26 protein-coding genes are annotated in these 24,359 nt (G+C 64.0%); 11 read left to right on the top strand and 15 right to left on the bottom strand.

Going from position 1 to position 24,359, the window contains the following annotated elements; translation table 11 throughout:
- Position 1 precedes the first annotated feature (1 nt).
- From cas1e to D0B54_RS08855, 15 genes are all read right to left on the bottom strand, one after another.
- Positions 2-916 carry a type I-E CRISPR-associated endonuclease Cas1e gene (cas1e, locus tag D0B54_RS08925; RefSeq protein ID WP_117290990.1) on the bottom strand — a complete coding sequence of 305 codons (915 nt, stop codon included), beginning with the start codon at positions 914-916 and terminating at the stop codon, positions 2-4.
- Positions 916-1,416 carry a DUF3368 domain-containing protein gene (locus D0B54_RS08920; protein ID WP_162932314.1) on the bottom strand — a complete coding sequence of 167 codons (501 nt, stop codon included), beginning with the start codon at positions 1,414-1,416 and terminating at the stop codon, positions 916-918. The genes cas1e and D0B54_RS08920 overlap by 1 nt, the downstream gene beginning before the upstream one ends.
- Positions 1,403-1,732, bottom strand: a complete 330-nt coding sequence (locus tag D0B54_RS08915; protein WP_162932313.1) for a type II toxin-antitoxin system prevent-host-death family antitoxin — start codon at positions 1,730-1,732, stop codon at positions 1,403-1,405. Before D0B54_RS08915 ends, D0B54_RS08920 begins: the two co-directional genes overlap by 14 nt.
- Positions 1,733-1,755: 23 nt before the next feature.
- On the bottom strand, positions 1,756-2,487 hold the full coding sequence (gene cas6e / locus D0B54_RS08910; protein WP_117290987.1) for a type I-E CRISPR-associated protein Cas6/Cse3/CasE: 732 nt from the start codon (positions 2,485-2,487) through the stop codon (positions 1,756-1,758).
- Positions 2,474-3,169 (bottom strand): type I-E CRISPR-associated protein Cas5/CasD, encoded by a 696-nt coding sequence (gene cas5e, locus D0B54_RS08905; RefSeq protein WP_117290986.1) that lies wholly within the window; start codon positions 3,167-3,169, stop codon positions 2,474-2,476. Before cas5e ends, cas6e begins: the two co-directional genes overlap by 14 nt.
- A gap of 4 nt (positions 3,170-3,173) precedes the next feature.
- Positions 3,174-4,328 carry a type I-E CRISPR-associated protein Cas7/Cse4/CasC gene (gene cas7e, locus D0B54_RS08900; RefSeq protein WP_117290985.1) on the bottom strand — a complete coding sequence of 385 codons (1,155 nt, stop codon included), beginning with the start codon at positions 4,326-4,328 and terminating at the stop codon, positions 3,174-3,176.
- On the bottom strand, positions 4,325-4,840 hold the full coding sequence (gene casB / locus D0B54_RS08895) for a type I-E CRISPR-associated protein Cse2/CasB (protein ID WP_117290984.1): 516 nt from the start codon (positions 4,838-4,840) through the stop codon (positions 4,325-4,327). The genes cas7e and casB overlap by 4 nt, the downstream gene beginning before the upstream one ends.
- Positions 4,837-6,372 carry a type I-E CRISPR-associated protein Cse1/CasA gene (gene casA, locus D0B54_RS08890; protein WP_117290983.1) on the bottom strand — a complete coding sequence of 512 codons (1,536 nt, stop codon included), beginning with the start codon at positions 6,370-6,372 and terminating at the stop codon, positions 4,837-4,839. The genes casB and casA overlap by 4 nt, the downstream gene beginning before the upstream one ends.
- The gene (gene cas3, locus D0B54_RS08885) at positions 6,369-9,053 is read right to left on the bottom strand and encodes a CRISPR-associated helicase Cas3' (RefSeq protein WP_117290982.1); all 2,685 of its coding nucleotides are present in this window, start codon (positions 9,051-9,053) and stop codon (positions 6,369-6,371) included. Before cas3 ends, casA begins: the two co-directional genes overlap by 4 nt.
- Positions 9,054-9,129: 76 nt before the next feature.
- Positions 9,130-10,125: a helix-turn-helix transcriptional regulator gene (locus D0B54_RS08880; protein WP_117290981.1), complete on the bottom strand. Its 996-nt coding sequence runs from the start codon at positions 10,123-10,125 to the stop codon at positions 9,130-9,132.
- A gap of 277 nt (positions 10,126-10,402) precedes the next feature.
- Positions 10,403-12,049, bottom strand: a complete 1,647-nt coding sequence (gene groL, locus D0B54_RS08875; protein ID WP_117290980.1) for a chaperonin GroEL — start codon at positions 12,047-12,049, stop codon at positions 10,403-10,405.
- A 28-nt stretch (positions 12,050-12,077) separates the two neighbouring features.
- Positions 12,078-12,365 (bottom strand): co-chaperone GroES, encoded by a 288-nt coding sequence (gene groES / locus D0B54_RS08870; RefSeq protein ID WP_117290979.1) that lies wholly within the window; start codon positions 12,363-12,365, stop codon positions 12,078-12,080.
- Between the two features lie 185 nt (positions 12,366-12,550).
- A complete protein-coding gene (locus D0B54_RS08865; protein ID WP_117290978.1) occupies positions 12,551-12,808 on the bottom strand; it encodes a hypothetical protein in 258 nt (85 codons plus the stop codon).
- A 175-nt stretch (positions 12,809-12,983) separates the two neighbouring features.
- Positions 12,984-13,196 carry a dodecin gene (locus D0B54_RS08860; RefSeq protein WP_117290977.1) on the bottom strand — a complete coding sequence of 71 codons (213 nt, stop codon included), beginning with the start codon at positions 13,194-13,196 and terminating at the stop codon, positions 12,984-12,986.
- A 96-nt stretch (positions 13,197-13,292) separates the two neighbouring features.
- Positions 13,293-13,766 carry an Mpo1 family 2-hydroxy fatty acid dioxygenase gene (locus tag D0B54_RS08855; protein WP_117290976.1) on the bottom strand — a complete coding sequence of 158 codons (474 nt, stop codon included), beginning with the start codon at positions 13,764-13,766 and terminating at the stop codon, positions 13,293-13,295.
- Between the two features lie 114 nt (positions 13,767-13,880).
- Between D0B54_RS08855 and D0B54_RS08850 the strand changes: the two genes are divergently transcribed.
- The 11 genes from D0B54_RS08850 to D0B54_RS08800 all read left to right on the top strand — a co-directional run bounded on the left by D0B54_RS08850 (position 13,881) and on the right by D0B54_RS08800 (position 24,338).
- Positions 13,881-14,867: a helix-turn-helix transcriptional regulator gene (locus tag D0B54_RS08850; RefSeq protein WP_117290975.1), complete on the top strand. Its 987-nt coding sequence runs from the start codon at positions 13,881-13,883 to the stop codon at positions 14,865-14,867.
- A gap of 36 nt (positions 14,868-14,903) precedes the next feature.
- Positions 14,904-15,218 carry a rhodanese-like domain-containing protein gene (locus tag D0B54_RS08845; protein ID WP_117290974.1) on the top strand — a complete coding sequence of 105 codons (315 nt, stop codon included), beginning with the start codon at positions 14,904-14,906 and terminating at the stop codon, positions 15,216-15,218.
- Positions 15,219-15,284: 66 nt separating this feature from the next.
- On the top strand, positions 15,285-16,628 hold the full coding sequence (locus tag D0B54_RS08840) for a TolC family outer membrane protein (RefSeq protein ID WP_117290973.1): 1,344 nt from the start codon (positions 15,285-15,287) through the stop codon (positions 16,626-16,628).
- A gap of 163 nt (positions 16,629-16,791) precedes the next feature.
- On the top strand, positions 16,792-18,300 hold the full coding sequence (locus D0B54_RS08835; protein ID WP_117290972.1) for an OprO/OprP family phosphate-selective porin: 1,509 nt from the start codon (positions 16,792-16,794) through the stop codon (positions 18,298-18,300).
- Positions 18,301-18,329: 29 nt separating this feature from the next.
- Positions 18,330-19,322, top strand: a complete 993-nt coding sequence (locus D0B54_RS08830; protein ID WP_117290971.1) for a sulfate ABC transporter substrate-binding protein — start codon at positions 18,330-18,332, stop codon at positions 19,320-19,322.
- Between the two features lie 198 nt (positions 19,323-19,520).
- Positions 19,521-19,748 (top strand): TOBE domain-containing protein, encoded by a 228-nt coding sequence (locus tag D0B54_RS08825; RefSeq protein ID WP_117290970.1) that lies wholly within the window; start codon positions 19,521-19,523, stop codon positions 19,746-19,748.
- A 30-nt stretch (positions 19,749-19,778) separates the two neighbouring features.
- A complete protein-coding gene (locus D0B54_RS08820) occupies positions 19,779-20,399 on the top strand; it encodes a hypothetical protein (RefSeq protein ID WP_117290969.1) in 621 nt (206 codons plus the stop codon).
- A gap of 25 nt (positions 20,400-20,424) precedes the next feature.
- Positions 20,425-21,426: a sulfate ABC transporter substrate-binding protein gene (locus tag D0B54_RS08815; protein ID WP_117290968.1), complete on the top strand. Its 1,002-nt coding sequence runs from the start codon at positions 20,425-20,427 to the stop codon at positions 21,424-21,426.
- A gap of 7 nt (positions 21,427-21,433) precedes the next feature.
- A complete protein-coding gene (gene cysT / locus D0B54_RS08810; RefSeq protein ID WP_117290967.1) occupies positions 21,434-22,294 on the top strand; it encodes a sulfate ABC transporter permease subunit CysT in 861 nt (286 codons plus the stop codon).
- 38 nt (positions 22,295-22,332) lie between these two features.
- Positions 22,333-23,196 carry a sulfate ABC transporter permease subunit CysW gene (gene cysW / locus D0B54_RS08805; RefSeq protein ID WP_117295129.1) on the top strand — a complete coding sequence of 288 codons (864 nt, stop codon included), beginning with the start codon at positions 22,333-22,335 and terminating at the stop codon, positions 23,194-23,196.
- 11 nt (positions 23,197-23,207) lie between these two features.
- Positions 23,208-24,338, top strand: a complete 1,131-nt coding sequence (locus D0B54_RS08800; RefSeq protein ID WP_117290966.1) for a sulfate/molybdate ABC transporter ATP-binding protein — start codon at positions 23,208-23,210, stop codon at positions 24,336-24,338.
- The last annotated feature ends 21 nt before the right edge of the window (positions 24,339-24,359 follow it).

The following is a 24,359-nucleotide window of genomic DNA, read 5'->3' as shown; positions in this document are numbered from 1 at the left end:
CTCATCCAGTCCGATGGCCAGGATCGCCGATCCCCTCGGCGTTGGGGATCGCGGGAGCGACCTGCTCGTCATGGGGTTTTGGCGGTTGCCGGTCTCCGGCGGCCAGTATGTTCTCGATGTCGGGAATGATGCGCTCCAATAGCCGGCTTGTCCGAAAGATGTCGCGGCACTGCAGGCGTACGTCGCGTTCCGGCTCACTCGGACGCTTTGCCGCGATACTGAAGGCTAACGGCACCACAGTCTCGAACTTGTAGATGTCGGCAACGTCGTAGACGAAGGACAAAGGCTTGCCGGTATGGATGAAGCCCACGGCAGGCGCGTATCCCGCCGCCAGTACTGCGGCTTCGGTCACACCGTACAGGCAGGAGGTAGCGGCGGACAGACAGCGATTCGGCAGATCTCCAGCATCCCAACTCTCTACATCGTAGTTGCGTTGACGCCATTCGACACCAAACTGCCTGGCTAGCAATTTGTACATTTCGCGGACGCGCGCTCCTTCGATGCCACGCAACTGCTCCACGCTGCGACGCGCGGGCGGCTCTTCGCCAAACCGACGGCGATACATCTCCCGCACCACCTTTAGACGCGCCTCATCATCCAGAGCCAACGCCGCTTGGTACAGCAGCCGGTCTGACCTGGCACCACCCGGCTGACCTGCCGAGTACAGGCGAACGCCGCCTTCGCCGATCCAGACCAGGAGGGTGCCAACTTGGGCCGCCAGACGTACCGCCGCGTGTGAGATGCGCGTGCCCACTTCCAGCATGAGGCAGGCGACTCCGCCAATCGGAATATGCGTGCGAACACCATTCTTGTCGACAACTACGAAGGCACCGTCGAGCACGTCGAGGTTACCCTTCTCGACGTAGAGTACCGATATGCGCTCTTTGATCGGCAGCGGCTTGAGCGGTGGCAGCACTATGTCTCTCCGGCGGCCCGCAACGTCTCTCGAATCAGCGCTTCGCTCAGAAAGTAGCCACTATCGCGAAGCTTGCGCAGCAAAGGAGCTACTTGACCGACCTGTCCGTGGCGCTTCGCCAGCAAAAGGACGCCCAACGTACCAACAAGCTTCAACCCAAGGCCACGCGCCACAGTGCGAGCATCGCGGTCATCCAGCAACACTCGCGCGCCTGTCTGCAGAGCAAGGCCGATTGCAGAGCGCTCACCAAGGCCCAGGGACAGTTGGTCCAGGGTTGGAGCGGGCACATCCGCTCGAATCTCAAAGCGGGGATCTGAAGGGATGCTGGAACGCAACTGCTCCGCGTCTGCACGATCCGGGTAGAACTGCGTCTCTGCCCAGACCGACTCTGGAATCAGCACCTGGTTGAAGGCATGCGCTAGCCACGGCAAGCCATCCAACCGGGCCAGCGCAAGTAGTGGGCCGGTATCCGCGACGACACAGGCTTCATCCAGCGCCAAGATCCTCTAGCTCCTGGTGAAAATCCTCAACTGCGTAGTTTGCAGCGGGGATACCGTGCGCCGCCATCACGTCCAGAAACTCGGCGCGGCTGATTCCGAGCAGTTCCGCGCCTTTGCCCTGGCTGACGATCCCCTCCCCCACCAGACGCAGCACGAAGGAGCGGCGCACACCGCCCTGTAGTAGCGCATCATCGAAGGGGACCGCAACGAATAAGGGTTGCCCGCGCTTGGTTACCAGCGACAGCTTGCCGCTTTCGGCGCCCCGCACCAAGTCGCCGGTGCGCTCTCGCAAGTCTCTGATTGTAAAGGATTCCATGGCGGGGTCCGATTGAAGTGCCATCAAATGATAGCACTTCGAGTATGACGCACTTCCGAGCAAGCTGAACTAGTTCGAACTGGCGCCAAGGACAGCAGCCCCAACCCCATTGCCTTGCCATGGCCGATCCCCTCAGTCAGAGCGCGTCTAAATATCGCCGCATCAGTCACTTCCAGCTGACCTTCATACAACACTGCATATACTCGAATAGTGTTCCCGTTATGCTGATAACCAACCAGCATTTGCTGGTGCCCGATGCGCAGATCGGGGTATGCGCTGCCAGTCGACTCGCGAAAACTGAAGTAGTCATCTCCTGAAGGCTCGGGTAGCCCGAACCCATGCCTGGCGCCTTGGCGCTCAAGCCAGTGCCTCTGCTCATCGAGTCTCATCAAGCCGACTCTCTTCCCATTGCGCGTCACGCAGGGATTGGCGCGTAGCCTGAATCGGAAACCCGCACCTGGCCAAAGCGAATCCAGCGCGAGCTTCTGCGCCAGATCGATACCAGGCTCTGCGCGTGCAAGCCAGCCGGGCGGCAGGCGCGACCAATCAGGCTGGGAGCGGCTTTGAATCAGGATGCGGGGGAACCCGCCCGCGCCCGTCTCCGGCTCCAGCCGCCACAGCACTTCGCCGGGCGGACAGCGCTGATCGGGTGTTGAAAACGCCCGGCACAGGCTGGCGTGCAGTTGATATGGGTCGGCGAGGTCGCGCCGCGCTTCCTTGCTTCGCGGATTGAGATGGATTCTAGAGAGCAGCATCGGCAGCCTCCCTCTTCAATTCCACCCAGTCCGAACGCACGTAGCGCGCGCCGAAGCGCCGCGCCGCGAACGATGACAGCGGCTGGTCCATCCTGAGAGCCCCTTCACCGTAGTCCGATTCAAGCGACACCAGCAGGCGTTCGGGCGGGTTTTCCCATTTGCGCAGCGAGGCTAGCCATGGCCAGTGGGCAAGCGCATCACGCAAAGGCGCATCGACCACGCCACCCCGCAACCAGATGGGATCGGAGGGGACATAAGATTTTCGGCCCAGGGCCAACGGCCACGCCGGGTTCGACAGTGCAGCGTGGGCGCTTTCCAGCACGGCGCGGTCGGTGCCTTCCAACCCGACCAGAAAAACCGCATCAGCGAGGTAGTCGCGGTGTGACACCACACCATCTTTGGCTTGGCTTCCGCCAGCTTTGATGATGGTGTCGGTCGCAGCACAACCGGCCGTCTGATAGTCACGCTTCGGCACGCCTGGCCGGTCGTGGCGCACGCCCATCGCCAGACGGGTCAAAGGTTCCAGGGCAATCCACTCTTCCCGGTCGATGCCCAGCGCCGCCGCCAAGAGGCCGATCACCCCGGATTTGCTGGGTTCCTTGCCTGTATCGCGCTGGTCGAATCGGCTGGTCGTGCCCCAGGATTGCATTGGTCCGGCGAGCCTGAGCAGCAATGTCGGCATGATCTCAGCTCCGTACGGTTTTTAGGGCTTCGTTCAGCACATCATCGAGCGAGGTCTTCTCTTCGCCAAAGCCATTGCAGCTCGCCTTCGCGAGGTTGAGCAACCACGTCGAATCCTCGCCGCCGTAGGCGTCCTTCAATTCCTTGGCCTTGGCGCATAGCGCCTCCGCCGACTTGCGCGTCAGCGACTCGCCGGTTTTGATACGAATCGCCGCCTCGAACGCGTTCGCCAAGTTGCGGGGAGCACCGTTACGGCGCACCGACACGGCGACGAACTCCGGCGGATTGTGCGCAGCAAAACTGTTCTGCTTGCCGGTGGGTTCAGCGATGACGAAGCCTTGCAGGAACACGCGCAAGCCACGCGCCGCGAGGTCGGCGTCGCCCTGCAGGTTTCCGACCAACTTCTCCCAATCGATGACGGCATAGCGATAGTAGCAAGCCGAGTTGAACTCGACGGTTCCCATCATGTCTGCCCCGGCGGTATCTTCCGGCTTCAGGTCGTCCACCGCCGTGTAGAAGTCGAACTCACGCTCGACAGCGTGGGTAGAGATCGCATGTGCGACCTGGCAGGCGGCATACTGGTTCTTCTCAGGCATGTCAGCGAGCATGCGGCCGAAAAGCGCCACGTCCACCGCTTTGCCCCCATTGAAGATCGCCTCGATGCGCGCCAGCACTTCCTTGGGCGCACTGCTTGCTGCGGCTTTCTTGGCTTTCCCCTTCGCCTGTTTGGCGTCGGCTTCGTTCGGGGCGACAATCTGATCCCAGCTTTCATTGATGGCCTCGGCGAGCGCGGCGATTTCGCGGCGGCCGAGGAACAGAAGATATTGCGTCTTTCCGCCGTCCGCTGCTTTCAGCTTGACGTACGACAGGGCGATCTCGGCTTTGGCAATCGTTTCAGCAGCATCGCGCCTGCCCGCCAGTGCGTCTGCGATAGCCTGATAAACGCGCTTGGTCCGCACCGCCAGTTCGTCCGCGCCAAGCACACCTTCACCCACTTTCACGTCGAAAAATTCGCGGATCGCACGCTTGCCACACTGGCTCGATATCCGCGCACGCCGGGTGCCGCCAAAGAAAGCGTCCTTCGGGGCGCCCGTGTCGTCCCGGTTGAGGTTGGAAGGAGCGAAGTTCTGCAGTGTGTGAATCTCGATGAGTATTCTCATTTGGTGGTCTCCGTTTCGGTGGCGGGGGCTTTCGGGATCGGGGCGAGCGCTTTATAGAAAGCTCGTGCCCATTTGTTCTGCGTGGGCTTGCGGTCGTATTGCCACTTGAGCAGGTCGTCGAGCAGGGCCGCAAAGTCAATGGCTTGGTCGGCGAGCAAGGCGACCATCTGGCGCAAGCGATGGGAAAGTTGGTCACGGTCGGCATCAAGCAGGTTGATAAGCCGGCGTTCGGTGCTTGCGGAGCCGCTTTTCAGTTGATGCGCCGCGCAGGCTTCGGCCAACGACAGGGACGGGCCGCCGCGCCCTTCGCGCCAGTGCGCAGCCCAAAGCCCAGCGACAAGGTGGTGCGCCGTGCGTCGCCACGCAGCATCATCGTCTTGAACGAAAGGCTCCACATAAGGATAGGCAGGTACGTACTGCCCCGGCTCGAAAGCGAGACTGCGGCGCAGCACCGCCCTGACCTTGCTGTCCGCCTCGTTCAACTTCTCCAAATAGACGATGAACGCGCTCATGCCGTTTCCTCCTGGACTTTTCGATGCATTTCGTATTTCTGGATAGATTCGTTGAGGACCTTGAGCTTTCGCGTGATCACTCCCTCGGCTTTGACCAAGGCCCGAATCGCCCAGGCGTCACCCGTCGAGACCAAGGCGGAGTGCTGCGACCATGCGTCGTGCAGAGCAGCGCGGACGGTTCTTAACCAGCTGAGACGGATGTCGTCTGGGTCTCGCTCCAGAACATAGGTGCGCAAGAGGTCATGAAAGGCGGCTTCCAAGCGAGACCAATACAACGTGCTCGCAGGCAATTGTTCGACGAAGCGCCCAACATCTTTAGCATCGGGCTCACGCTCTCCACGACTCAGCACGTCGCGAGCGAAAGCGCGCGTGGCTTGCCATAGCGCCTTTTGCGCGTCCTCGGCGTCAGATAGCAATTGGCGGATTTCCGAACGGACAGAACGATCGCCCGCCAAAGCTTGAGGCAGCGCGTAGTGCTCCATGCGCCAGTACTCAATTTTAGCCTTGTCGTTCGCCTGTCCCAACACCATCACTGAGGCAGGAAAACGTTCACGCTGGCCGCGTGCGATCCGTGTGGCATTTTCGATGACGCCGGGCGCGAGTTGGGTGTCATCCGGTAAGAGCGAGTGGAATTCGCGCCACAGCCCGCGTTCACCGAACTGCCGGGGTAGCAGCTTTCCTTGCTTGTCGTCGAGGCGATAAGCGAGCATGGGGTCGATCGCGTCTTTCGAAGCATTTTCCACTCCGGAAGCAAAGGCGAGCTTCTCAACGTTTCCGTTGCCGTCGTCACATAGACGGATCGCGCGCGTGCGCCAGGTATAGCGATCGGCGTAACCCGAGATAGAGCGCTCGGCACCTGCCTTGAGGCTTGCAACGGATTCGGCGCTACGCTCCCAAAGCGGCAGATCGCCGCTGAGAATCGCACTGTTTTGCGGCACTAATGCGAACAGCAGGGTGTCCTCGAGATTTTGTCCCAACGACAGCACCATCGCGGCGGTCGCGGACGGAGCGGTGCCGGTGTGCGACAGCTCGCTTTTCCCCGCACTCACCGAGAACGTCTGTGTCGCCAGCATCCAGCGAGCGGCAGCGGCGGGCGATATCGCGTATGGGCGTTCGACATCAATGTGGTCGAACAATACCTTGGCGTTGTCTGCGTTGTGCTCGGCAGCGAGCACCGTCCAGGCTCGCCATGTTTTTGGTTCAAAATTGTGGATTTGCCCAAATGGGAGCATGTCGTCGAAAAGCCAGAATCGATCGTGCCAGCGCGCTAGATATGCGGTGATCCCCTCTGCCGGCAGGCCGCTGCGGAACAGCGCACGAGCCTCGTCTATATCAGCAGGACCTTTGAGCGCGCGATAGAGCACGGCAAGCAAAAAGCGATGAAGGCTAGCCGTGACCAACGGCGACGGGTCTTCGATGACGGCGAGAAATTTGGCGCGCAGCAAGATGTCGCGGACGCCCAGTTCTTCCCGTCTGCCATCAAGCGTGCGCACAGGTATCCAGGCTTCATCAATGAGGTTGAATCGGCTCATTCGGGCTCCTCGTTGTCATAAACCAGGCCCAGGTCGTCGTTCATACGCACGCGGGCATCGTTGATCCAGCGCGACTGGGCGTCCAACAGCAGCGGGTAGGCATTGCGCAGGAGCGAGCTCTTTCGCCAACCCGTAGGCACGCCTTCGGCTCGCAGATTTTTCACGATGCCCCGGCGCGACAGGCTCATTGCGCGTAGGAACCAGCCCTTGGCTCGTGCGAAATCGGGTTCAGCGGCGAGATCGAAGGCGTCGATCTCCCACAGCGGAATCACCACGACAGAATCTTCTCCGAGGCGGGTTTTCGCCATAAGAGAACGGTGAATGCCGGGCTCGTCCTCATCGTACAGCGTGAAACGGGCGGGATCGTTCCATTCGCCGGTGTCCGGTCGTCCGATGACTGCCTGATGCGCCTGTTGCTTGTAAGCCAGAACCACCCCATCGCTCTCCAGCTTCGCCTTTTCCAGTCGAGCAGTGAGAGAACTTGGGACGGCCAATTCATCCCCTTCTGCATAGACCAAGCTGACCAGACTATCGATGTCTTCGGGCAAGTCGATTTCCGGCAGCCCGTGCAGCAGACACCAAGTGCGCAACAGTACGTCTTCCCGATATACCGCACCCCACCATAGAGGCTCCCCGAACAAGGGAGGCACATCCCCCGCCAGCCCCGCCACAATCAGCACCGGTGCCGCCAGCGGCCTAGAGGCACGTTGATGCCGCCACAAACGCCCCGCGCGCTGCAACAGCAGGTCCACCGGGGCAAGGTCAGTGGCGATGACGTCAAAATCCAAATCCAGGCTTTGTTCGGCGACCTGGGTGGCGATGAGGAGCTTACGCCCGCTACGCGTCGCGGCTGCGCTCGGCTCGGGCGGACCGAAAATGTGCATCACCGCATCCTCGCGCCGCTGGCGCTGGTCTGCCGGAAAGCGGGCATGAAAGAGATAAACCTCCGTACCGTCGGCGAGTCGTTTACCGACTGACTGTTCCCCTACCCGTAGCGCTTCGCCGTCTCCGTAGAGGCGGAAGAGACGCTGTGCCCGCTGCACGGTGTTTACGAGCGCCAGGGCATAGCCCCCATTCACAATGTGTGCGCCCAAGGCTGCGCGTAGCACCTCCAGGTCTGCCGCGACAGGTTCGAGTCTTACGTTCAGTCGACGTAACGGATCAGCAGCGAACGCATACTGGCGCACGGCTTGCGTGGGTTCATAGACCGTCAGCCGCGGATAAGCTGCTTCGGTTTGCGGTAACTGGCTGTTTGTGAGTTCCGCAAGCTTGCGGCGCATCTGCGGTGGCAGGGTCGCCGACAGCAGCAGCACCGACGCCCCCAGCGCCATCAGCCAGCGTAAGAGATGCAGGAGTAGCGTGCCGGTATAGGCGTCGTAGGCATGGATTTCATCGAACACTACGACACGATTCGCCAGCCCCCATAGGCGCACGAATTGGTGCCGCACCGGCAAGATCGTCAGCAGCGCCTGGTCAATGGTGCCTACGCCGTACTCCGAAAGCAGTGCGCGCTTTTTGTGGGTGAACCACTCGCCCGCGCGCACATCGCCTGGCGACTGTGGATCGTGGATTCCCGTCGGACTCTTGATCCGCTGATACGAGTCCTCGAGCATCGCGCCGCCGTGCAACAACTGTAGATCCAGCGGGCGCTCGCAGCGCTGGCCTCTCAAGAAGCGCAGCGTACGACGGAACATGGCGTTGCCGGTCGCCTTGGTCGGCAGTGCGATATACAACCCGCGATGACCGAAGCGGCGCTGCAGCTCCAGATACGCATAGAACGCGGCTTCGGTTTTTCCTTCGCCCATCGGTGCTTCTATCAGAAGGATGGCCGGGCCTTGCAGCGTGGCCAGCGCCTGCGCCACGGCGCTCTGCAGGGGGCGGGGGGCGAAGCCGAACGTCTCGGCGAACGACTGGTGCGACGCGGCTAGCGGAAGCCGCGCTGCCCAGCCGATACCGTCGAGCGCCTCCTCCGCATTCTCGGAACGACGGCTCTGGAACCAGCCAGCCAAATCCCCACAGTCCTCCGGCAGACCAAACGAGAAAAAAACTTCGTTCGAGCCTAACCAGTCGGCAAAGCTTGTCAGACCCGCCAGCAGCATGAAGTCGGGGCCTGTAAGGGCGGCCTTGGTCGGTGGCCCTCCCGGATCGAAAGCAGCCAGCAGTGCGTCAAAGATGGCATGTCGCGCTTTGCGCCACTCAGGCTTTCCCAATGTGCGGCTGAAAGCGTTGTCTTCGATTGTCCTCAACGTTGTTGGAGAAGCGCGCTCACCGTGATGACAGCCGATCGCGTCGGCGGCGAGTTCCGCGAGGTTCTCTGGCCAACCCAGATTGAGCAGCAGCTCAAAAAGCTCGACCTGACTCACGAAGGCATGATTGACCGTAGTGTCCGGGTCTGGGCCGCTATCCAGCCCGGAGAGGTTCTGCCACTTGCATTGGAAGCCAGGGCAGCCTTTGCCGAGGTCATGGCAAGCAATGAGAAGCAGCAGCCACGGCCGTGCGGCACTCCATTCCAGCCCCAGTGACCGGGCCATCCTCTGGCGCGTTTCCTCCGGTTCGCGTGCAAGGATGGCGTCTGCGCAGGCTGCCACGTCCAACAGATGCAGCAGCAGCGGATGCCAACATGGCGCTCCGCCGCCTTCATCGCGGGTCTTGGCCCAGAGGAATCGATCCGCCGTACTCAACTTTGACTCCGGGGCAACGGCAATGGAAGGCTAAGCATCAGCATGCGCGAGCCCAGGCTCAAAATCTGATCCGGCGTCATGCCTCCTTAGCCAAGAGTTGCGTTTTGGGACGGTCCACATACCGTGCACGGGCCGCATCCAGCCGGCTGATAAGCACCTCGCGCAGTGCGGGAGGATCAAGCACCTCTACGTCCGGGCCGTAACGGAGAATATCCATCAGCAACTCCTCCGCGCGGTGGTACGGCAGTTCGCGTATCAATCCACCGCCCGGCATAGCCTGATCGCGTTGTTGCGGGTGCCAGTTTTCGGTGGCCACCCAGCGGGCCGCGTGGTCGCTGAAGTGCAGGCGGGCAAGTGCTGTTGGCGGACCCGAAAAAATGCCATAGCTGGTTGCCAGGACAGCATCCAGAATCGCCGGCTCCACTGACTGGACAGCCTCTTCAAGCTGCTCCGCAGCGATGATGCGATCCAGTGAGAAGGTGCGCAGGGCGTTCTGCTGGTGACACCAGGCATCCAGATACCAGTTTTCCCGGTAGAGCGTCAGCCGCTGCGGCGAGACCCTACGACGACGCATGGTGTCCACCCCGCGACTGTGATAGTCGATGCTGAGGCGCCGCCCTTGCGCCAAGGCTGTGGCCACGGGTAGAAACATCTCGCCAGGTGGCCGTGCGGCCATCTTCAGCAGGCGCAGTCGCGTGCGCCACTCTGGGATGCCGATGCCGCCTTGCGCCGCCAAGCGCTCTATCCGGGACCGGAAGGGCCTCAGCGTGTCTGCCAGCAGACCGACCGGTTGTTGCTCCAAGACATCCTGCAGCAGCAGGAGTGCAGTCAACTCCCGGGGCGAGAACCAGAGTCCGGGCAGTTCATAAACAGCCTCGCCTTCATAGCGGTAGCCGCCCTGCTGTCGATCGAATACGAGCGGCGCACCCAGCACGTCGCGCAATTCGCGGATCGTCCGCTTAAGAGTTGCCTCCGAGCATTCCAGGGACTCGCAAAGCTCCGCGAGGGTCCGCACAACGCGTCGCCCTGCGAGTTGGCGGTGCAGCGCAAAGACCCGGTCGAACTGGTTCATCTGCCCCCCAAGCAGTAACGCCTATTGATGGCATGCTATTCGATTCGTGGCGTCACCGATTCTGGCGACGAGCCGGCGCGGCATCCTTCCAGGACTTCGGTACTACAAGATGGGGCGTCCCTCACCCCAACCCCTCTCCCGGAGGGAGAGGGGCTTAGTAGCGCAGAAACAACAAGGCCCCGTTTCCGGGGCCTTGTCGATACAGCTTGCTTCGGTGGAGGACCGCCCGCCCTTCGACAGGCTCAGGGCGAACGGTCTTCCGGCCGCAGGGGATTCCTCAGAAATCGCCCATGCCGCCCATGCCGCCCATGCCGCCGCCGCCGCCCGGCATCGCCGGCTCGGACTTCTGCGGCAGTTCGGCGATCATGGCTTCGGTGGTCAGCAGCAGGCCGGCGACCGAGGCGGCGTTCTGGAGGGCCAGACGCGTGACCTTGGCCGGGTCGATGATGCCCATTTCGATCATGTCGCCGTACTGGCCGGTGCCGGCGTTGTAGCCGAACGCACCCGTGCCTTCCGCAACTTTGGCGAGAATCACGGACGGCTCTTCGCCGGCGTTCTTCACGATCTGGCGCAGCGGCTCCTGGATGGCGCGGCGCAGGATGTTGATGCCGACCGTCTGGTCGTCATTGGCACCCTTGAGCTTCTCCAGGACCTTGGCAGCACGAACCAGCAGCACGCCGCCGCCGGCGACGATGCCTTCTTCAACGGCCGCACGGGTGGCGTGCAGCGCGTCTTCGACGCGGGCCTTCTTTTCCTTCATCTCGACTTCGGTCGCGGCACCGACCTTGATCACGGCAACGCCGCCGGAGAGCTTGGCGAGGCGCTCCTGCAGCTTTTCCTTGTCGTAGTCGCTGGTGGCGGCATCGACCTGCGAGCGGATTTCCTTGATGCGCGCTTCGATGACTTCCTTCTTGCCGGCGCCGTCGATGACGGTGGTGTTTTCCTTCTCGATCTGCACGCGCTTGGCGGTGCCGAGGTCGGCCAGCGTGGCCTTCTCCAGCGACAGGCCCAGCTCTTCGGTGATGACCGTGCCGCCCGTCAGGGTGGCGATGTCCTTGAGCATTTCCTTGCGGCGGTCACCGAAGCCCGGCGCCTTGACGGCGGCGACCTTCAGGATGCCGCGCAGGTTGTTGACCACCAGGGTGGCCAGCGCCTCGCCTTCGACATCTTCGGCAACGATCAGCAGCGGGCGGCCCGACTTGGCGACGCCTTCCAGCACCGGCAGCAGCTCGCGGATGTTGGAGATCTTCTTGTCCGTGATCAGGATCAGCGGGCTGTCCAGGTCGCACTGCTGCGACTGGGCATTGTTGATGAAGTACGGGCTGAGGTAGCCGCGGTCGAACTGCATGCCCTCGACGACGTCGAGTTCGTTGGCCAGGGACTTGCCCTCTTCAACGGTGATCACGCCTTCCTTGCCGACCTTGTCCATCGCGTCGGCGATGATCGTGCCGATCTCGGAGTCGGCGTTGGCCGACACGGTGCCGACCTGGGCAATGGCCTTGCGGTCCTTGCAGGGGGTGGCGTTGCGCTTGATCTCTTCGGTGACAGCGGCCACGGCCTGGTCGATGCCGCGCTTGATGTCCATGGGGTCGACGCCGGCGGTGACCGACTTCAGGCCTTCGTTGACGATGGCCTGGGCCAGCACGGTGGCGGTGGTGGTGCCGTCGCCGGCTTCGTCGGAGGTCTTGGAAGCGACTTCCTTGACCAGCTGGGCGCCCATGTTCTCGAACTTGTCCTTCAGCTCGATTTCCTTGGCGACGCTGACGCCGTCCTTGGTGACGGTGGGAGCACCGTAGGACTTGTCGAGCACGACGTTGCGGCCCTTGGGACCGAGGGTGACCTTGACGGCGTTGGCGAGAATGTTGACGCCGGCGACCATGCGCGCGCGGGCGTCGTCACCAAACTTGAGTTCTTTAGCAGCCATGTTGAATTCCTCTTATTGAATCGATTGCTTAGGCGACAACGGCGAGGATGTCATCCTCGCGCAGCACGACCAGGTCCTGACCATCGACCTTCACTTCGGTGCCGGAGTACTTGCCGATCAGGACGGTGTCGCCCTTCTTGACGTCGGGGGCGTGGACCTTGCCGTCGTCGGAACGCTTGCCGGGGCCGACAGCGATGACTTCAGCCTTCAGGGGCTTCTCGGCAGCGTTGTCCGGGATGATGATGCCACCGGCGGTCTTCTTCTCTTCTTCCAGACGCTTGACGACCACGCGGTCGTTCAACGGGCGCAGATTCATGGTAAATCTCCCAGATTCAAGGGGTTATAGGAAAATTGGTGAATGCTTCGGGCTTTTCGATGGCGCCATTGTTAGCACTCGCCACACGAGGCTGCTAATTCTTGGGGGCGGGACGCCGGGATGCAAGAGGGGAACCACGAAAAACGCGCCGGCCCGACGGGCGGCGCGCGATGAATCGGGCGAAATCAGCGGCTGGCGCGCTTCGAGGGATCTTCGCCGCGACCGACACGCTCGAAGCAGTCGATCTTCTCCCAGCCCATGAAGGAGTCGCAGTAGTCCAGGGCCTGGACCGCACTCATGGGCTTGCTGGTATCGCGCAGGACCGGGGTCCGGGACTCGGCGTCGATCATGGCATTGACGCCGGCGATGGCCTCACCGCCGCAGGCGGTCAGGCCGCTGAGCGAGCAGAGCGCCAGAAGCGGGATGGCAATGAGGCGTGGCATGGATGATCCCCCGAAGTGTCACCTCGGGGGCACTCAAGCTTCGTTCCAGCCGCTCCTGCATCCCAAGCCGTTGTTTTGCTTGGCTCGCCTCTTCGTGGTGCGCCGCGAAATGCATGCCGGATGAAGGTCCTGCGGTGAATCTGCATGGCAAGCCGCGCGTGTACCTCGACTCCTTCTATTCGTCGAGCGTGAAGCCGAGCTTGACCGTGACCTGCCAGTGGCCGATCTCGCCCTTCTCGATATGGCCACGGATCTCGCTCACCTCGAACCACTTGAGGCCGTGGAGGGTCTTGGCACCGCGCCGCACGGCGACGCGCACGGCATCCTCGACGCTGGTTTCGGATGAACCCACAAGCTCAGTGGTCTTGTAGACGTGGTTCTTCGACATGGCAGCCTCCTGTTCCTGCAGGCGAGGCCGCGAGCCCCGCCGGACGGTGCATCGGAGTCCGACCGTAGCACCGCGGCCAGCGGCTGACAAAAAGACCTAGCGCGAAGAGGCCAGCCCGCCTACGGGAATCTGCATGTGGCGGTAGAAATCGGCCAGTTGCCACAAAGGCGCGATCAGGAACAGGCGCAGGTGGCGCAGCAGCGAGGGCTGCTTCTTTTCGCGGCGGTGGCCCAGGTACTGCGCGGCGCCGGCGGCGGCAAACAGCAGCGCGGCGAACAGCGGCAGGGCCCCACCGATCGCTGTTTCCAACAGCAAGGCGGCGGAGTACATGACCGAGAACAGCATCAGCATGCCCAATGCCAACTGCCACGACAGGCAGAGATAGAATGCCAGCCACCCCAGCAACGCCAGGCTCGCCGGGTTCCACAGGGCGTCGCCCACGGGAATGGCGCGGAAGGCGCAGCACAGGGCGAAGACGGTGGCCGGCACGCAAAGCCGGTGCAGGGCCCGGTTGTGCGGGTCCGCGTGGTGCTCGCTATATTCGACGAGCCAGCTTTTCAGGTTCTTCATATCCCCTTCCCCCCAAGGTCCGGGATTTCCGCGCAGGTCAAGACGATCAAGTATGCTTAGGCTGTAGGATAGTACCGATAGTAAATAGCTCCCCCCAAGAAAGTTATCAGGAAGATGACGCGAACACTGCCGAACGACGCGATAGACCCGGTCGACCGGGTGATTTCCCGTCTCTACCGCTGGGCCATGGCCGTTCCCCCCGGGCAATATCGCAACTGGGCACTGGAACAGGTCGGCCGGGTCATCCCCCACGACGGCGCGCTCTGGGGCAGCGGCTCGCGCAGCACGCTGAAGTTCCATACGGTGACCCTGCAGAACCTGCCCAAGGACTACCCGGCAGCCCTGGAGGCCACCACGGCGCTCAATCCCATCCTGCCGCACCTGCTGGAGCACTTCGACGTGCCGGCGGACATGTCGGAGATGATGGCCGACGAGCGCTTTTATGACTCCGAGATCTATCGGCGGGCTTTCCAGCCCTTCGGCATCGAGCGCATCCTGTCGATGTCGCACATCGACCGGCGCAGCGGCATCTACTCGCTGGTGTCGCTGTACCGCAGCGACCGCAGCAAGCCTTTCACCGAGCTGGAGAAAGACCAGCACAAGCGCATCGCCTTCCATCTCTTCAACGCCGCCTCGCACGCCTACTTCCTGCACCTGCTCAAGACCCAGCCGGAGCGCCCGCTGGGGGCCGGCGCGGCGGTGATGGACCAGCACGGCAACTTCCATGAGGCGCAGCCGCGCTTCCTGGAGATGCTCGACGAGCGCTTCCCCAACCGCCAGCCGCAGCAGCTGCCGTTCAAGTTGCCGGAGCCCGGCCAGGCCCTGGCCTTCCAGGACCTGATGGTGCGCTGCGAGCCGCTCAACGACCTGGTCCTGATCACGATCTGGCCGGCCGGCCCGCTGGACCGCCTGACCGGGCGCGAGCGCGAGATCGTCTACTGCGTGGCGCAGGGCCTGTCCTTCAAGCAGGCTGCAAAGAAGATCGGCGTGGCGCCTTCGACGGTGGCCAATCACCTGTATCGCGTGTACCGCAAGCTGGGTGTGTTCAGCCGCACCGAGCTGGCCTCCCTGGTCTATCCCGGCTCCGATACCCGCAATTGATTGAGGGTCCATGGGGCGGTGGTAGACTCCTGCCCCATGAAAATCCTGACCGCCACTGACCTGAAGGCCCGGCTCGATGCCGCGCCGCTGACCGTAATCGACGTGCGCAGCGACGAGGAGCTGGCGATCGCCGCCATCCCGGGCGTCCGCCACATCCCCATGCAGGAACTGCCCACCCGGCTGGGCGAACTCAATGCCGCCGAGCCGGTGGCCGTGCTGTGCCACCACGGCGTGCGCTCGGAGATGGCCGCGCGTTTCCTCGAACGCAACGGTTTCGCCGAGGTCTACTCGGTCGGCGGCGGGATCGACGCCTGGTCGGCCGATGTGGACCCCACGGTGCCGCGCTACTGACCGGGTCAACCGATCGCCCCGCCCTGCGTTGAAACCCTCAAACCCCTTCCAAGACCTGTTGAACCCATGCGCCTGACCGCCCTGCTGCTGAGCGCTGCGCTAGCTCTCCCCTGCGCCGCGCAGGCCAACGAGTTGCTCAAGATCTACGACCTGGCGCTGCAGAACGACGCCACCTGGCGCGCTGCCGAGCATGCCCGCGACGCCTCGGTGGAGGCCAAGCCCCAGGCCCGGGCGCTGCTGCTGCCGCAGGTGACGGGCAGTGCGGCGAAGGGCCGCACGCTGAGCGAGGTGGAGAACGACCCTGCGGTCGGCGACACCACCACGACCAAGAGCAACGACGATCCCTGGTCCTACACCCTGAGCCTGAACCAGCCGATCTTCGACTGGGGCGCCATCCAGCAGCTGCGCCAGGCAGACGACGTGGTGGCTCTGGCGGAAACCAGCTACCGCAGCGTCGGGCAGGACCTGCTGCTGCGCGTGGCGCAGGCCTATTTCAACGTGCTGGCGGCAACCGACACCCTGAGTTCGGCGCGGGACGAAAACAAGGCGGTGTCGCGGCAGCTGGAGCTGGCCCAGGCGCGCTTCGAGGTCGGCCTGTCGGCGATCACCGAGGTGCAGGAAGCCCAGGCCCGCTACGACCTGACCAACGCCACCGTGATCCAGTCGCAGCAGGTGCTCAATACCGCCTACTCGGCGCTGGCCGAGATTACCGGCCGGCCCTACGAGCCGCAGGCGCGGCTGGTGGATGAACTGCCACTGAGCACCCCGATCCCCAGCGACATCGAGGCATGGGTCAAGACCGCGCGCGAGGGCAACCTCGACGTGCTGTCGGCGCGGCTGGCTGCGGACATCGCCGATACCGGCATCGGCATCGCGCGTGCCGGCCACTACCCCACCCTGGACCTCAACGGCAGCCACGGCGTCAGCGGCAGCTCGAACGACGCCAGCGGTGTCAGCGTCGCGTCCGACCGGGAAATCACCTCCGACCGCGTCACGCTGCAGCTGACCCTGCCGATCTTCTCCGGCCTGGCCACGCAGTCCCGCGTGCGCGAGGCCACCAGCACCCGCGAGCAGCGCCGCGCCGAGTACACAGGCGCCCAGCGCTTCGCCGAGCGCCAGACCCGCGACGCCTACTTCGGCGTGCTCAGCGGCAGCGCCCGCGTCGCCGCGCTGAAGCAGGCGGTGGTCTCCAGCGTCACCGCCCTGGATGCGGCCCGCAGCGGCCAGGAAGTGGGCACCCGTACCTTCATCGACGTGCTCAACGCCCAGCAGCAGCTGTCCGCCGCCCAGCGCGACTACTACCGCTCGCGCTACGACTACCTGCTGGCCGGGCTGCTGCTGCGCCAGGCCGCAGGCAACCTCGGCGCGGCGGACCTGGAAGCGGTGGACCGCTTGCTGACCACGCCCTGAGGTCTGAAAGCAAACGAAAAAGCCTGCCCCGGTGGCAGGCTTTTTCATATCCCGTATATTCTTTTTGGAAATATCTTGAAGTCTTAATATTCTTTTACTGCCTGAGCACTCCCCGGCAAGATGCGCGCACTTTCCACCACACGCATCACGGGGTTTCACCAAAATGAAGAAGGGAATCAAGCAGGCGAGCCTGGCAACGCTCGCCGTTTTCGCCTCCACGGGGATCGCGCAGGCCGCCGAGAGCGTGTCGGTCGATGAACTGGACCAGCGCATCAAGGTGCTCGAGCGCCAGCTCGAACTGCAGGCCGAAGACGCCGCCACCAAGGCCAAGGACGCGACCACGCCGTCCGCCAGCGACAAGGGCTTCTCGCTGAAGAAGGGCGACTACGAGCTGAAGATCAAGGGCCTGGTGCAGGCCGACCTGCGCTACTACCTGGACGATTACAACTTCCTCCGCCGCGCGACGCCGACCGCGTCCGACCGCTTCAACGATACCGTGCTGTTCCGCCGCATCCGCCCGACCTTCGAGGGCAGCCTGGGCAAGCTGGTGGGCTTCCGCCTGACGCCGGAGTTCGCCGGCGACAGCGCCACCATCGTCGACGCCTACCTGGACCTGAAGTTCGACCCGGCCTACACGCTGCGCGTGGGCAAGGTGAAGGGCCCGGTGGCGCTGGAGCGCCTGCAGAGCGGCGGCAGCACCAACTTCATCGAGCGCGGCTTCCCGACCGAGCTGGCGCCCAACCGCGACCTCGGCGTGCAGCTGCAGGGCGAGCTGTTCAGCTCCACGGTGAACTACACCCTGGGCTACTACAACGGCACCGCCGACGGCCGCGACACCACCAGCACCGACGTCGACAACCGCAAGGAAATCGGCGCCCGCGTCTTCTTCGAACCGTTCAAGAACAGCCCGGGCGTATTCCAGGGCCTGGGCTTCGGTGTCGGCTCCAGCTTCGGTCCGAAGGAGCAGGGCGAAAACAATGCTGCCAACGCCAACAACTTCCTGCCGCGCTACCGCACGCCCGGCCAGAACGTGTTCTTCCAGTACAACACCACCCGCACGGTCGGCACCGGCGCCACGGTCGGCAACACCGGCATCTATGCCGATGGCGACCTGGTCCGCATCTCGCCGCAGGCCTACTGGTACTACAACAGCCTGGGTGTGATCGCCGAGTACATCAGCTCCGAGCAGGACCTGTCGGTAGGCCTGCTGCCGGCCGGCGCCACCCTGGCCACCACGACCCTGAGCGATTCCGCCAAGAACGAAGCCTGGCAGATCTCCGCCAGCTGGGTGATCACCGGTGAGGACGCCAGCTTCCGCGGCGTCGCCAAGCCCAAGAACGCCTACACCCCGGGCGGCGCGGGCTGGGGCGCCTTCGAACTGGCGGCGCGCTACGGCGTGCTGGACATCGACGACGACATCTTCACCACCATCCCGGGATCCACCCTCGCCACGCCTGCCACCGTCGCCAACAACTTCGTGTCCAACCCGGCCGCCAACGCCAGCGAGGCCAAGAGCTTCGGCATCGGCCTGAACTGGTACCTGACCAGCAACCTGAAGACGCAGCTGAACTACACCAACACCAGCTTCGAAGGCGGCGCGGGCACCACGACCGCGGTCCAGGATCGCAAGGACGAGAAGACCATCTTCGCCCGCTTCCAGGTCGCGTTCTGATCGACATCACCTAACACCGGCAAACCACCATGAAACTCAAAGCACTCATCGCGGCGGCCGCCCTGGCGGCCCCGCTCTTCGCCCACGCTGCCAGCGTGGAACTGCTCAACGTGTCCTACGACCCCACCCGCGAGCTGTACAAGGTGATCAACGCCAAGTTCGGCGAGCAGTGGAAGGCCAAGACCGGGGATACCGTCGACATCAAGCAGTCGCATGGCGGCTCGGGCAAGCAGGCCCGTTCCGTGATCGACGGCCTCGAGGCGGACGTGGTGACGCTGGCCCTGGCCGGCGACACCGATAACATCGCCAAGAACGCCAAGCTGCTGCCGGCCGACTGGCAGAAGCGCCTGCCCAACAACAGCTCGCCCTACACCTCCACGATCGTCTTCCTGGTCCGCAAGGGCAACCCGAAGAAGATCAAGGACTGGAACGACCTGGTGAAGCCCGGCGTGGCGATCATCACGCCCAACCCGAAGACCTCGGGCGGTGCCCGCTGGAACTACCTGGCGGCCTATGCCTATGCCCTGAAGAACAACGGCAACAGCGAGGCCAAGGCCCAGGAATTCCTCAAGGCGCTGTTCAAGAACGCTCCGGTGCTGGATACCGGCGCCCGCGGCTCGACCACCACCTTCGTGCAGCGCGGCATCGGCGACGTGCTGCTGGCCTGGGAAAACGAGGCCTTCCTGTCGATCGACGAGTTCGGCACCGACAAGTTCGAGATCGTGGTGCCGTCGCTGTCGATCCTCGCCGAGCCGGCCGTGGCCGTGGTCGACAAGATCGTGGACAAGCACAAGACCCGCAAGGTCGCCGAAGCCTACCTGAACTTCCTCTACACGGATGAAGGCCAGGAGATCATCGGCAAGAACCACTACCGTCCGAGCAACCCGGCGATCGCCGCCAAGTACGCTTCGAAGTTCCCGAAGCTGAACCTGGTCACCATCGCCGACTTCGGCGGCTGGACCAAGGCCCAGACGACGCACTTCGCCGACGGCGGCATCTTCGACCAGATCTACCAGAAGTAATCCTTGAATCGGCACCCTTCACTCGCGGATCGCCTGATGGACCGGGAAGCCTGCCTTCCCGGTCCCTGGCCGCCCGCCCCCCTCTCCCGGTGAGTGAAGTATTGGGGCGCGCGAGCGCCCCTTCTTTTTTATAGCGCCGCGGCGCCAGCTTTCTGTTTGTTTTCTGCAGCCCCATACCAACGAAACACGGAGTTCGCCATGTCCACCATCGCAGCGGTCAACACCCGCAACCAGTTCCGCGGCAAGGTCGTCGGCGTCAAGCGCAGCGCGGTGGTCTCCGAGGTGGAGATCGAGACCGGCGCCGGCATCGTCAGCGCCATCGTCACCTCGTCCTCGCTGGAGCTGCTGGACCTGAAGCTCGGCGACCCGGTGATCGCCCTGTTCAAGGCCACCGAGGTTCTGATCGCGGCAGTCACCAAGGACTGATCCCGCTCCTTCGACGCACGGAACCCTGCCATGTGCCTGATCATCCACAAGCCCGCCGGCCTGACCATCCCCGCCGAGCTGATCGCGGCGGCGCTGGAGCTGAACCGCGACGGCTGGGGTGCGATGGGCTTCGCCGCCGACGGCCAGCTGCTGCTGGAACGGCGCGCCGAGCCCGACCTGGAGGCGATCCTGGCGTTCGAGCGCGACAACCGCGATCACGAGTACGTGCTGCACCTGCGGCGGCGTACCAAGGGTGGAGGCGGCATCGACAATGCGCACCCGTTCCGCGTGGTGCCGGGCGTACACCTGATGCACAACGGCACGCTGCCGCTGGAGCCGAAACCCGGGCGCTCCGACACCTGGCACCTGGTGTCGGAAATCCTGCGGCCGCTGGCGCTGAAACATGAAACCCTGCTGTCGGACCCGGCCTTCCTGCAATTGCTGGAGCTGGGCCTGAAAGCCGAGAACAAGCTGGCGATCCTGCACGAGACGACGCGCCAGATCGTGCTGGTCAACTGGCAGCATGGCGCGGAGCTGGACGGCCTGTGGCTGAGCAGCACGCGCTGGATCGACCGCCGGCGCTTCCCGCTGGCGCATGCACCCCAACCGCAGGAGCGCGTCTATTCGTCGCGCGACCTGAATTTTCTTTGAATCAAGAGGCCCAGGGAGTTTTCACATGAAGAAGAAACTGCTGCATACGCTGGCCGCCGCCGTGGCGGTGCTGGCGGCCTCGGCCGCCCAGGCCGATGCGACGCTGCTCAATGTTTCCTACGACGTCGCCCGCGGCGTCTACAAGGACATCAACCCGGCCTTCGCAGACGCCTGGAAGAAGAAAACCGGCGAGACGCTGAAGCTGGACCAGTCTCACGGCGGCTCTGCCAAGCAGGCGCGCGCGGTGATCGACGGCCTGGAAGCCGACGTCGTCTCCATGAACAGCCCGCTGGACATCGATGCCATCGCCAAGGGTGGCCTGCTGCCGGCGGACTGGCAGAAGCGCCTGCCCTACGCCAGCAGCCCGTCCTGGTCGACGATCCTGTTCCTGGTGCGCAAGGGCAACCCCAAGGGCGTGAAGGACTGGAACGACCTGGTCAAGCCCGGCGTCAAACTGATCATCCCCAACCCCAAGACCTCGGGTAACGGCAAGTACAGCTACCTGGCGGCGTGGCAGTACGCCCTGCGCCTGCCGGGCGGCAACGACGCCAAGGCCAGGGACTTCGTGACCTCGCTGTTCCGCAACGTGCCGGTGCTGGATACCGGCGGCCGCGGCGCCACCACCACCTTCGTCCAGCGCGGCATCGGTGATGTGCTGCTGACCTTCGAAAACGAGGTCAAGCTGATCCAGCAGGAGTTCGGGGCCGACAAGTTCGAGATCATCATCCCCTCCCTGTCGGTGCGGGCGGACAACCCGGTGTCCATCGTCGACAAGTACGCCGCCAAGCATGGCAACCGCGCCCGGGCGCAGGCCTACCTGGAGTTCCACTTCAGCGAAGCCGGCCAGGAAATCTTTGCAAACAACGACTTGCGTCCCTCAGACGAAAAAGTTCTAAGCAAACACTCTAACCGGTTCCCGAAGGTCCAACTATTCTCCGTGGTTGAAGCTTTCGGCGGCTGGCCCCAGGCCCAGAAGACCCATTTTGCCGATGGCGCACTCTTCGACCAGATCTACCAGGCCCGCTGACCTTTTCATGACTGCAGCCGCACCATCTACCCGAGCGCGGGCGCTACGCCCGCGCTCGGCCATTCCAGGGTTCGGGCTGACGCTCGGCTTCACCCTGCTCTACCTCAGCCTGCTGGTGCTGATCCCGCTGGCCGGCGTGTTCTTCAAGTCCGCGGGCCTGGGCTGGGAGGGCATCTGGCACGTGGTCAGCTCGCCGCGCGTGGTGGCGGCGCTCAAGCTGAGCTTCGGTGCGGCAGCAATCGGCGCCGCCATCAATGCCGTATTCGGCACGCTGGTGGCCTGGGTCTTCGTGCGCTACCAGTTCCCCGGCAAGCGCTTCTTCGACGCCACCATCGACCTGCCCTTTGCCCTGCCCACCGCCGTGGCCGGCATCGCCCTGACCGCGCTCTACGCCCCCAACGGCTGGATCGGCCAGTACCTGGAGCCCATGGGCATCAAGGTGGCTTACTCGCAGCTGGGCGTGATCGTGGCCTGCACCTTCATCAGCCTGCCGTTCGTGGTGCGCACGGTGCAGCCGGTGCTGGAAGAGGCCGAGAAGGAGCTGGAGGAGGCCGCTGCTTCCCTGGGCGCCAACCGCTGGCAGACCATCACCCGCGTGATCCTGCCGACCGTGCTGCCGGCCCTGATCACCGGTTTCACCCTGGCCTTCGCCCGCGCCGTGGGCGAGTACGGCTCGATCATCTTCATCGCCGGCAACCTGCCGATGCAGACCGAGATCGCGCCGCTGCTGATCATCATCAAGCTGGAAGAATTCGACTACGCCGGCGCCACCGCGGTGGCTGCGGCGATGCTGGTGCTGTCCTTCATCCTGCTGCTCATCATCAATGGCCTGCAGATCTGGACCCGTAGCCGGAGGAACCGCAAGTGAGCCCGGCCATCGACCATTCCCTGCAGGACCCGCCGGCCCTGCCGCGCGAGCCGCTGATCGAGAAGAACGCCGCGATCACCGAATCGCCCTGGGTACGCTGGACGCTGACCCTCTCCGCGATCCTGTTCCTCTGCAGCTTCCTGCTGCTGCCGCTGGTGGCGGTATTTGCCGAAGCGCTGCGCAACGGCATCGGCACCTACCTGGAAGCGCTGAAGGACCCGGATGCCCTGGCCGCGATCAAGCTGACACTGATCGCCGCCGGCATCGCCGTGCCGCTGAACCTGGTGTTCGGCGTCTCGGCGGCCTGGGCGGTGACCAAGTTCGAATTCCGCGGCAAGTCGCTGCTGGTGTCGCTGATCGACCTGCCGTTCTCGGTCTCGCCGGTGGTCGCCGGCCTGGTCTACGTGCTGATCTTCGGCCGCCACGGCTGGGCCGGGCCCTGGCTCATGGACCACGACATCAAGGTGCTGTTCGCGGTGCCCGGCATCGTGCTGGCCACGGTGTTCGTGACCTTCCCGTTCATCGCGCGCGAGCTGATCCCGCTGATGACCGAGCAGGGTACCGACGACGAGCAGGCGGCGCTGTCGCTGGGCGCCACCGGCTGGCAGACCTTCTGGCGCGTGACCCTGCCCAACATCAAGTGGGGCCTGCTCTACGGCGTGCTGCTGTGCAACGCCCGGGCGATGGGCGAGTTCGGCGCCGTCAGCGTGGTGTCCGGCCATATCCGCGGCCAGACCAACACCATGCCGCTGCATGTCGAGATCCTCTACAACGAGTACCAGTTCTCCGCCGCCTTCGCGGTTGCCTCGCTGCTCGCCCTGCTGGCCCTGCTGACGCTGGGCATCAAGAGCTGGCTGGAATGGCGCCATAGCGACGAACTGTCGGCCACGCGCCGACACTGAGCAAAAAAATCATGAATATCCAGATCCGCGGTATCCACAAGGCCTTCGCCAGCTTTCCGGCGCTGGACGGCGTCAACCTCGACATCGAGTCCGGCGAGCTGATCGCCCTGCTGGGGCCCTCCGGCTCGGGCAAGACCACGCTGCTGCGCACCATCGCCGGCCTGGAATTCCCCGACGCCGGCGAAATCTCCTTCGGCGGCGAGAACATCGCCAGCCGCCCGGTGCGCGAGCGCGGCGTCGGCTTCGTGTTCCAGCACTACGCCCTGTTCAAGCACATGACCGTGGCCGACAACGTCGCCTTCGGCCTCAACGTGCGCAAGGGCAAGGACCGTCCCTCGAAGGACGCCATCCGGAAACGCGTCGGCGATCTGCTGGACCTGGTGCAGCTGTCGGGCCTGGACAAGCGCTACCCGTCGCAGCTCTCCGGCGGCCAGCGCCAGCGCGTGGCGCTGGCCCGCGCCCTGGCGATCGATCCCAAGGTGCTGCTGCTCGACGAGCCTTTCGGCGCACTCGATGCCAAGGTGCGCAAGGACCTGCGCCGCTGGCTGCGTGAACTGCACGACAAGACCGGCTACACCACGATCTTCGTCACCCACGACCAGGAAGAGGCGCTGGAACTGGCCGACCGCGTGGTGGTGATGAACCGCGGCCGCATCGAGCAGGTGGGCAACAACCAGCAGGTCTACGAGCAGCCGGCGACGCCCTTCGTGTTCGACTTCCTCGGCAGCGTCAACATCCTGCCCGGCGAAGTGAAGGACCGCGAGCTGCGCTTCGATGGCAGCGAGGACGTCTGGGACAGCGAGAGCAGCCACGTGCCGGGCCTGGTGGACGTCTACGTGCGCCCGCACGATCTGTTGATCGTGGACTCCCAGGCCCCCGGCCTGGATGCCACGGTGACCCTGGTACAGCGTGCCGGCGCCCTGATCCGCATCAGCGCCGCGCTGGCGCACAGCGGCGAGCGCATCGAACTGGAACTGTCCCACCTGGACACCCTGGCCCGGGCCACCAAGCCCGGCGACGCGGTCCGCGTCTCCCCGATCACCTTCGGCCTGTTCCCCCGCGCCGCGCATCGCCGGCCGACGACGCTGCCGGACGTGGTGGCGAATGCGCCGGCGGAGAATCGGGAGCGGGCGAGGAACTAGCGACGCCTGTGGGAGCGACGC

The sequence above is a fragment of the Solimonas sp. K1W22B-7 genome, from assembly GCF_003428335.1.
GTDB lineage: Bacteria > Pseudomonadota > Gammaproteobacteria > Nevskiales > Nevskiaceae > Solimonas_A.
Note: the sequence above shows the minus strand (reverse complement) of the source record. Positions and strands in the feature narration are given on the sequence as shown.

Bases quoted from the DNA above. Each gene is read 5' to 3' on its own strand.
- D0B54_RS08815 (WP_117290968.1), top strand. From the start codon at position 20,425: ATGAAGAAGAAACTGCTGCATACGCTGGCCGCCGCCGTGGCGGTGCTG.
- casA (WP_117290983.1), bottom strand. From the start codon at position 6,372: ATGAGCCGATTCAACCTCATTGATGAAGCCTGGATACCTGTGCGCACG.
- cas7e (WP_117290985.1), bottom strand. From the start codon at position 4,328: ATGAGAATACTCATCGAGATTCACACACTGCAGAACTTCGCTCCTTCC.
- cysT (WP_117290967.1), top strand. From the start codon at position 21,434: ATGACTGCAGCCGCACCATCTACCCGAGCGCGGGCGCTACGCCCGCGC.
- D0B54_RS08845 (WP_117290974.1), top strand. From the start codon at position 14,904: ATGAAAATCCTGACCGCCACTGACCTGAAGGCCCGGCTCGATGCCGCG.
- cas5e (WP_117290986.1), bottom strand. From the start codon at position 3,169: ATGCCGACATTGCTGCTCAGGCTCGCCGGACCAATGCAATCCTGGGGC.
- D0B54_RS08850 (WP_117290975.1), top strand. From the start codon at position 13,881: ATGACGCGAACACTGCCGAACGACGCGATAGACCCGGTCGACCGGGTG.
- D0B54_RS08855 (WP_117290976.1), bottom strand. From the start codon at position 13,766: ATGAAGAACCTGAAAAGCTGGCTCGTCGAATATAGCGAGCACCACGCG.
- D0B54_RS08835 (WP_117290972.1), top strand. From the start codon at position 16,792: ATGAAGAAGGGAATCAAGCAGGCGAGCCTGGCAACGCTCGCCGTTTTC.
- D0B54_RS08825 (WP_117290970.1), top strand. From the start codon at position 19,521: ATGTCCACCATCGCAGCGGTCAACACCCGCAACCAGTTCCGCGGCAAG.
- D0B54_RS08865 (WP_117290978.1), bottom strand. From the start codon at position 12,808: ATGCCACGCCTCATTGCCATCCCGCTTCTGGCGCTCTGCTCGCTCAGC.
- casB (WP_117290984.1), bottom strand. From the start codon at position 4,840: ATGAGCGCGTTCATCGTCTATTTGGAGAAGTTGAACGAGGCGGACAGC.
- cas6e (WP_117290987.1), bottom strand. From the start codon at position 2,487: ATGCTGCTCTCTAGAATCCATCTCAATCCGCGAAGCAAGGAAGCGCGG.
- D0B54_RS08820 (WP_117290969.1), top strand. From the start codon at position 19,779: ATGTGCCTGATCATCCACAAGCCCGCCGGCCTGACCATCCCCGCCGAG.
- D0B54_RS08830 (WP_117290971.1), top strand. From the start codon at position 18,330: ATGAAACTCAAAGCACTCATCGCGGCGGCCGCCCTGGCGGCCCCGCTC.
- D0B54_RS08840 (WP_117290973.1), top strand. From the start codon at position 15,285: ATGCGCCTGACCGCCCTGCTGCTGAGCGCTGCGCTAGCTCTCCCCTGC.
- D0B54_RS08860 (WP_117290977.1), bottom strand. From the start codon at position 13,196: ATGTCGAAGAACCACGTCTACAAGACCACTGAGCTTGTGGGTTCATCC.
- D0B54_RS08915 (WP_162932313.1), bottom strand. From the start codon at position 1,732: ATGGAATCCTTTACAATCAGAGACTTGCGAGAGCGCACCGGCGACTTG.
- D0B54_RS08800 (WP_117290966.1), top strand. From the start codon at position 23,208: ATGAATATCCAGATCCGCGGTATCCACAAGGCCTTCGCCAGCTTTCCG.
- groES (WP_117290979.1), bottom strand. From the start codon at position 12,365: ATGAATCTGCGCCCGTTGAACGACCGCGTGGTCGTCAAGCGTCTGGAA.
- D0B54_RS08880 (WP_117290981.1), bottom strand. From the start codon at position 10,125: ATGAACCAGTTCGACCGGGTCTTTGCGCTGCACCGCCAACTCGCAGGG.
- groL (WP_117290980.1), bottom strand. From the start codon at position 12,049: ATGGCTGCTAAAGAACTCAAGTTTGGTGACGACGCCCGCGCGCGCATG.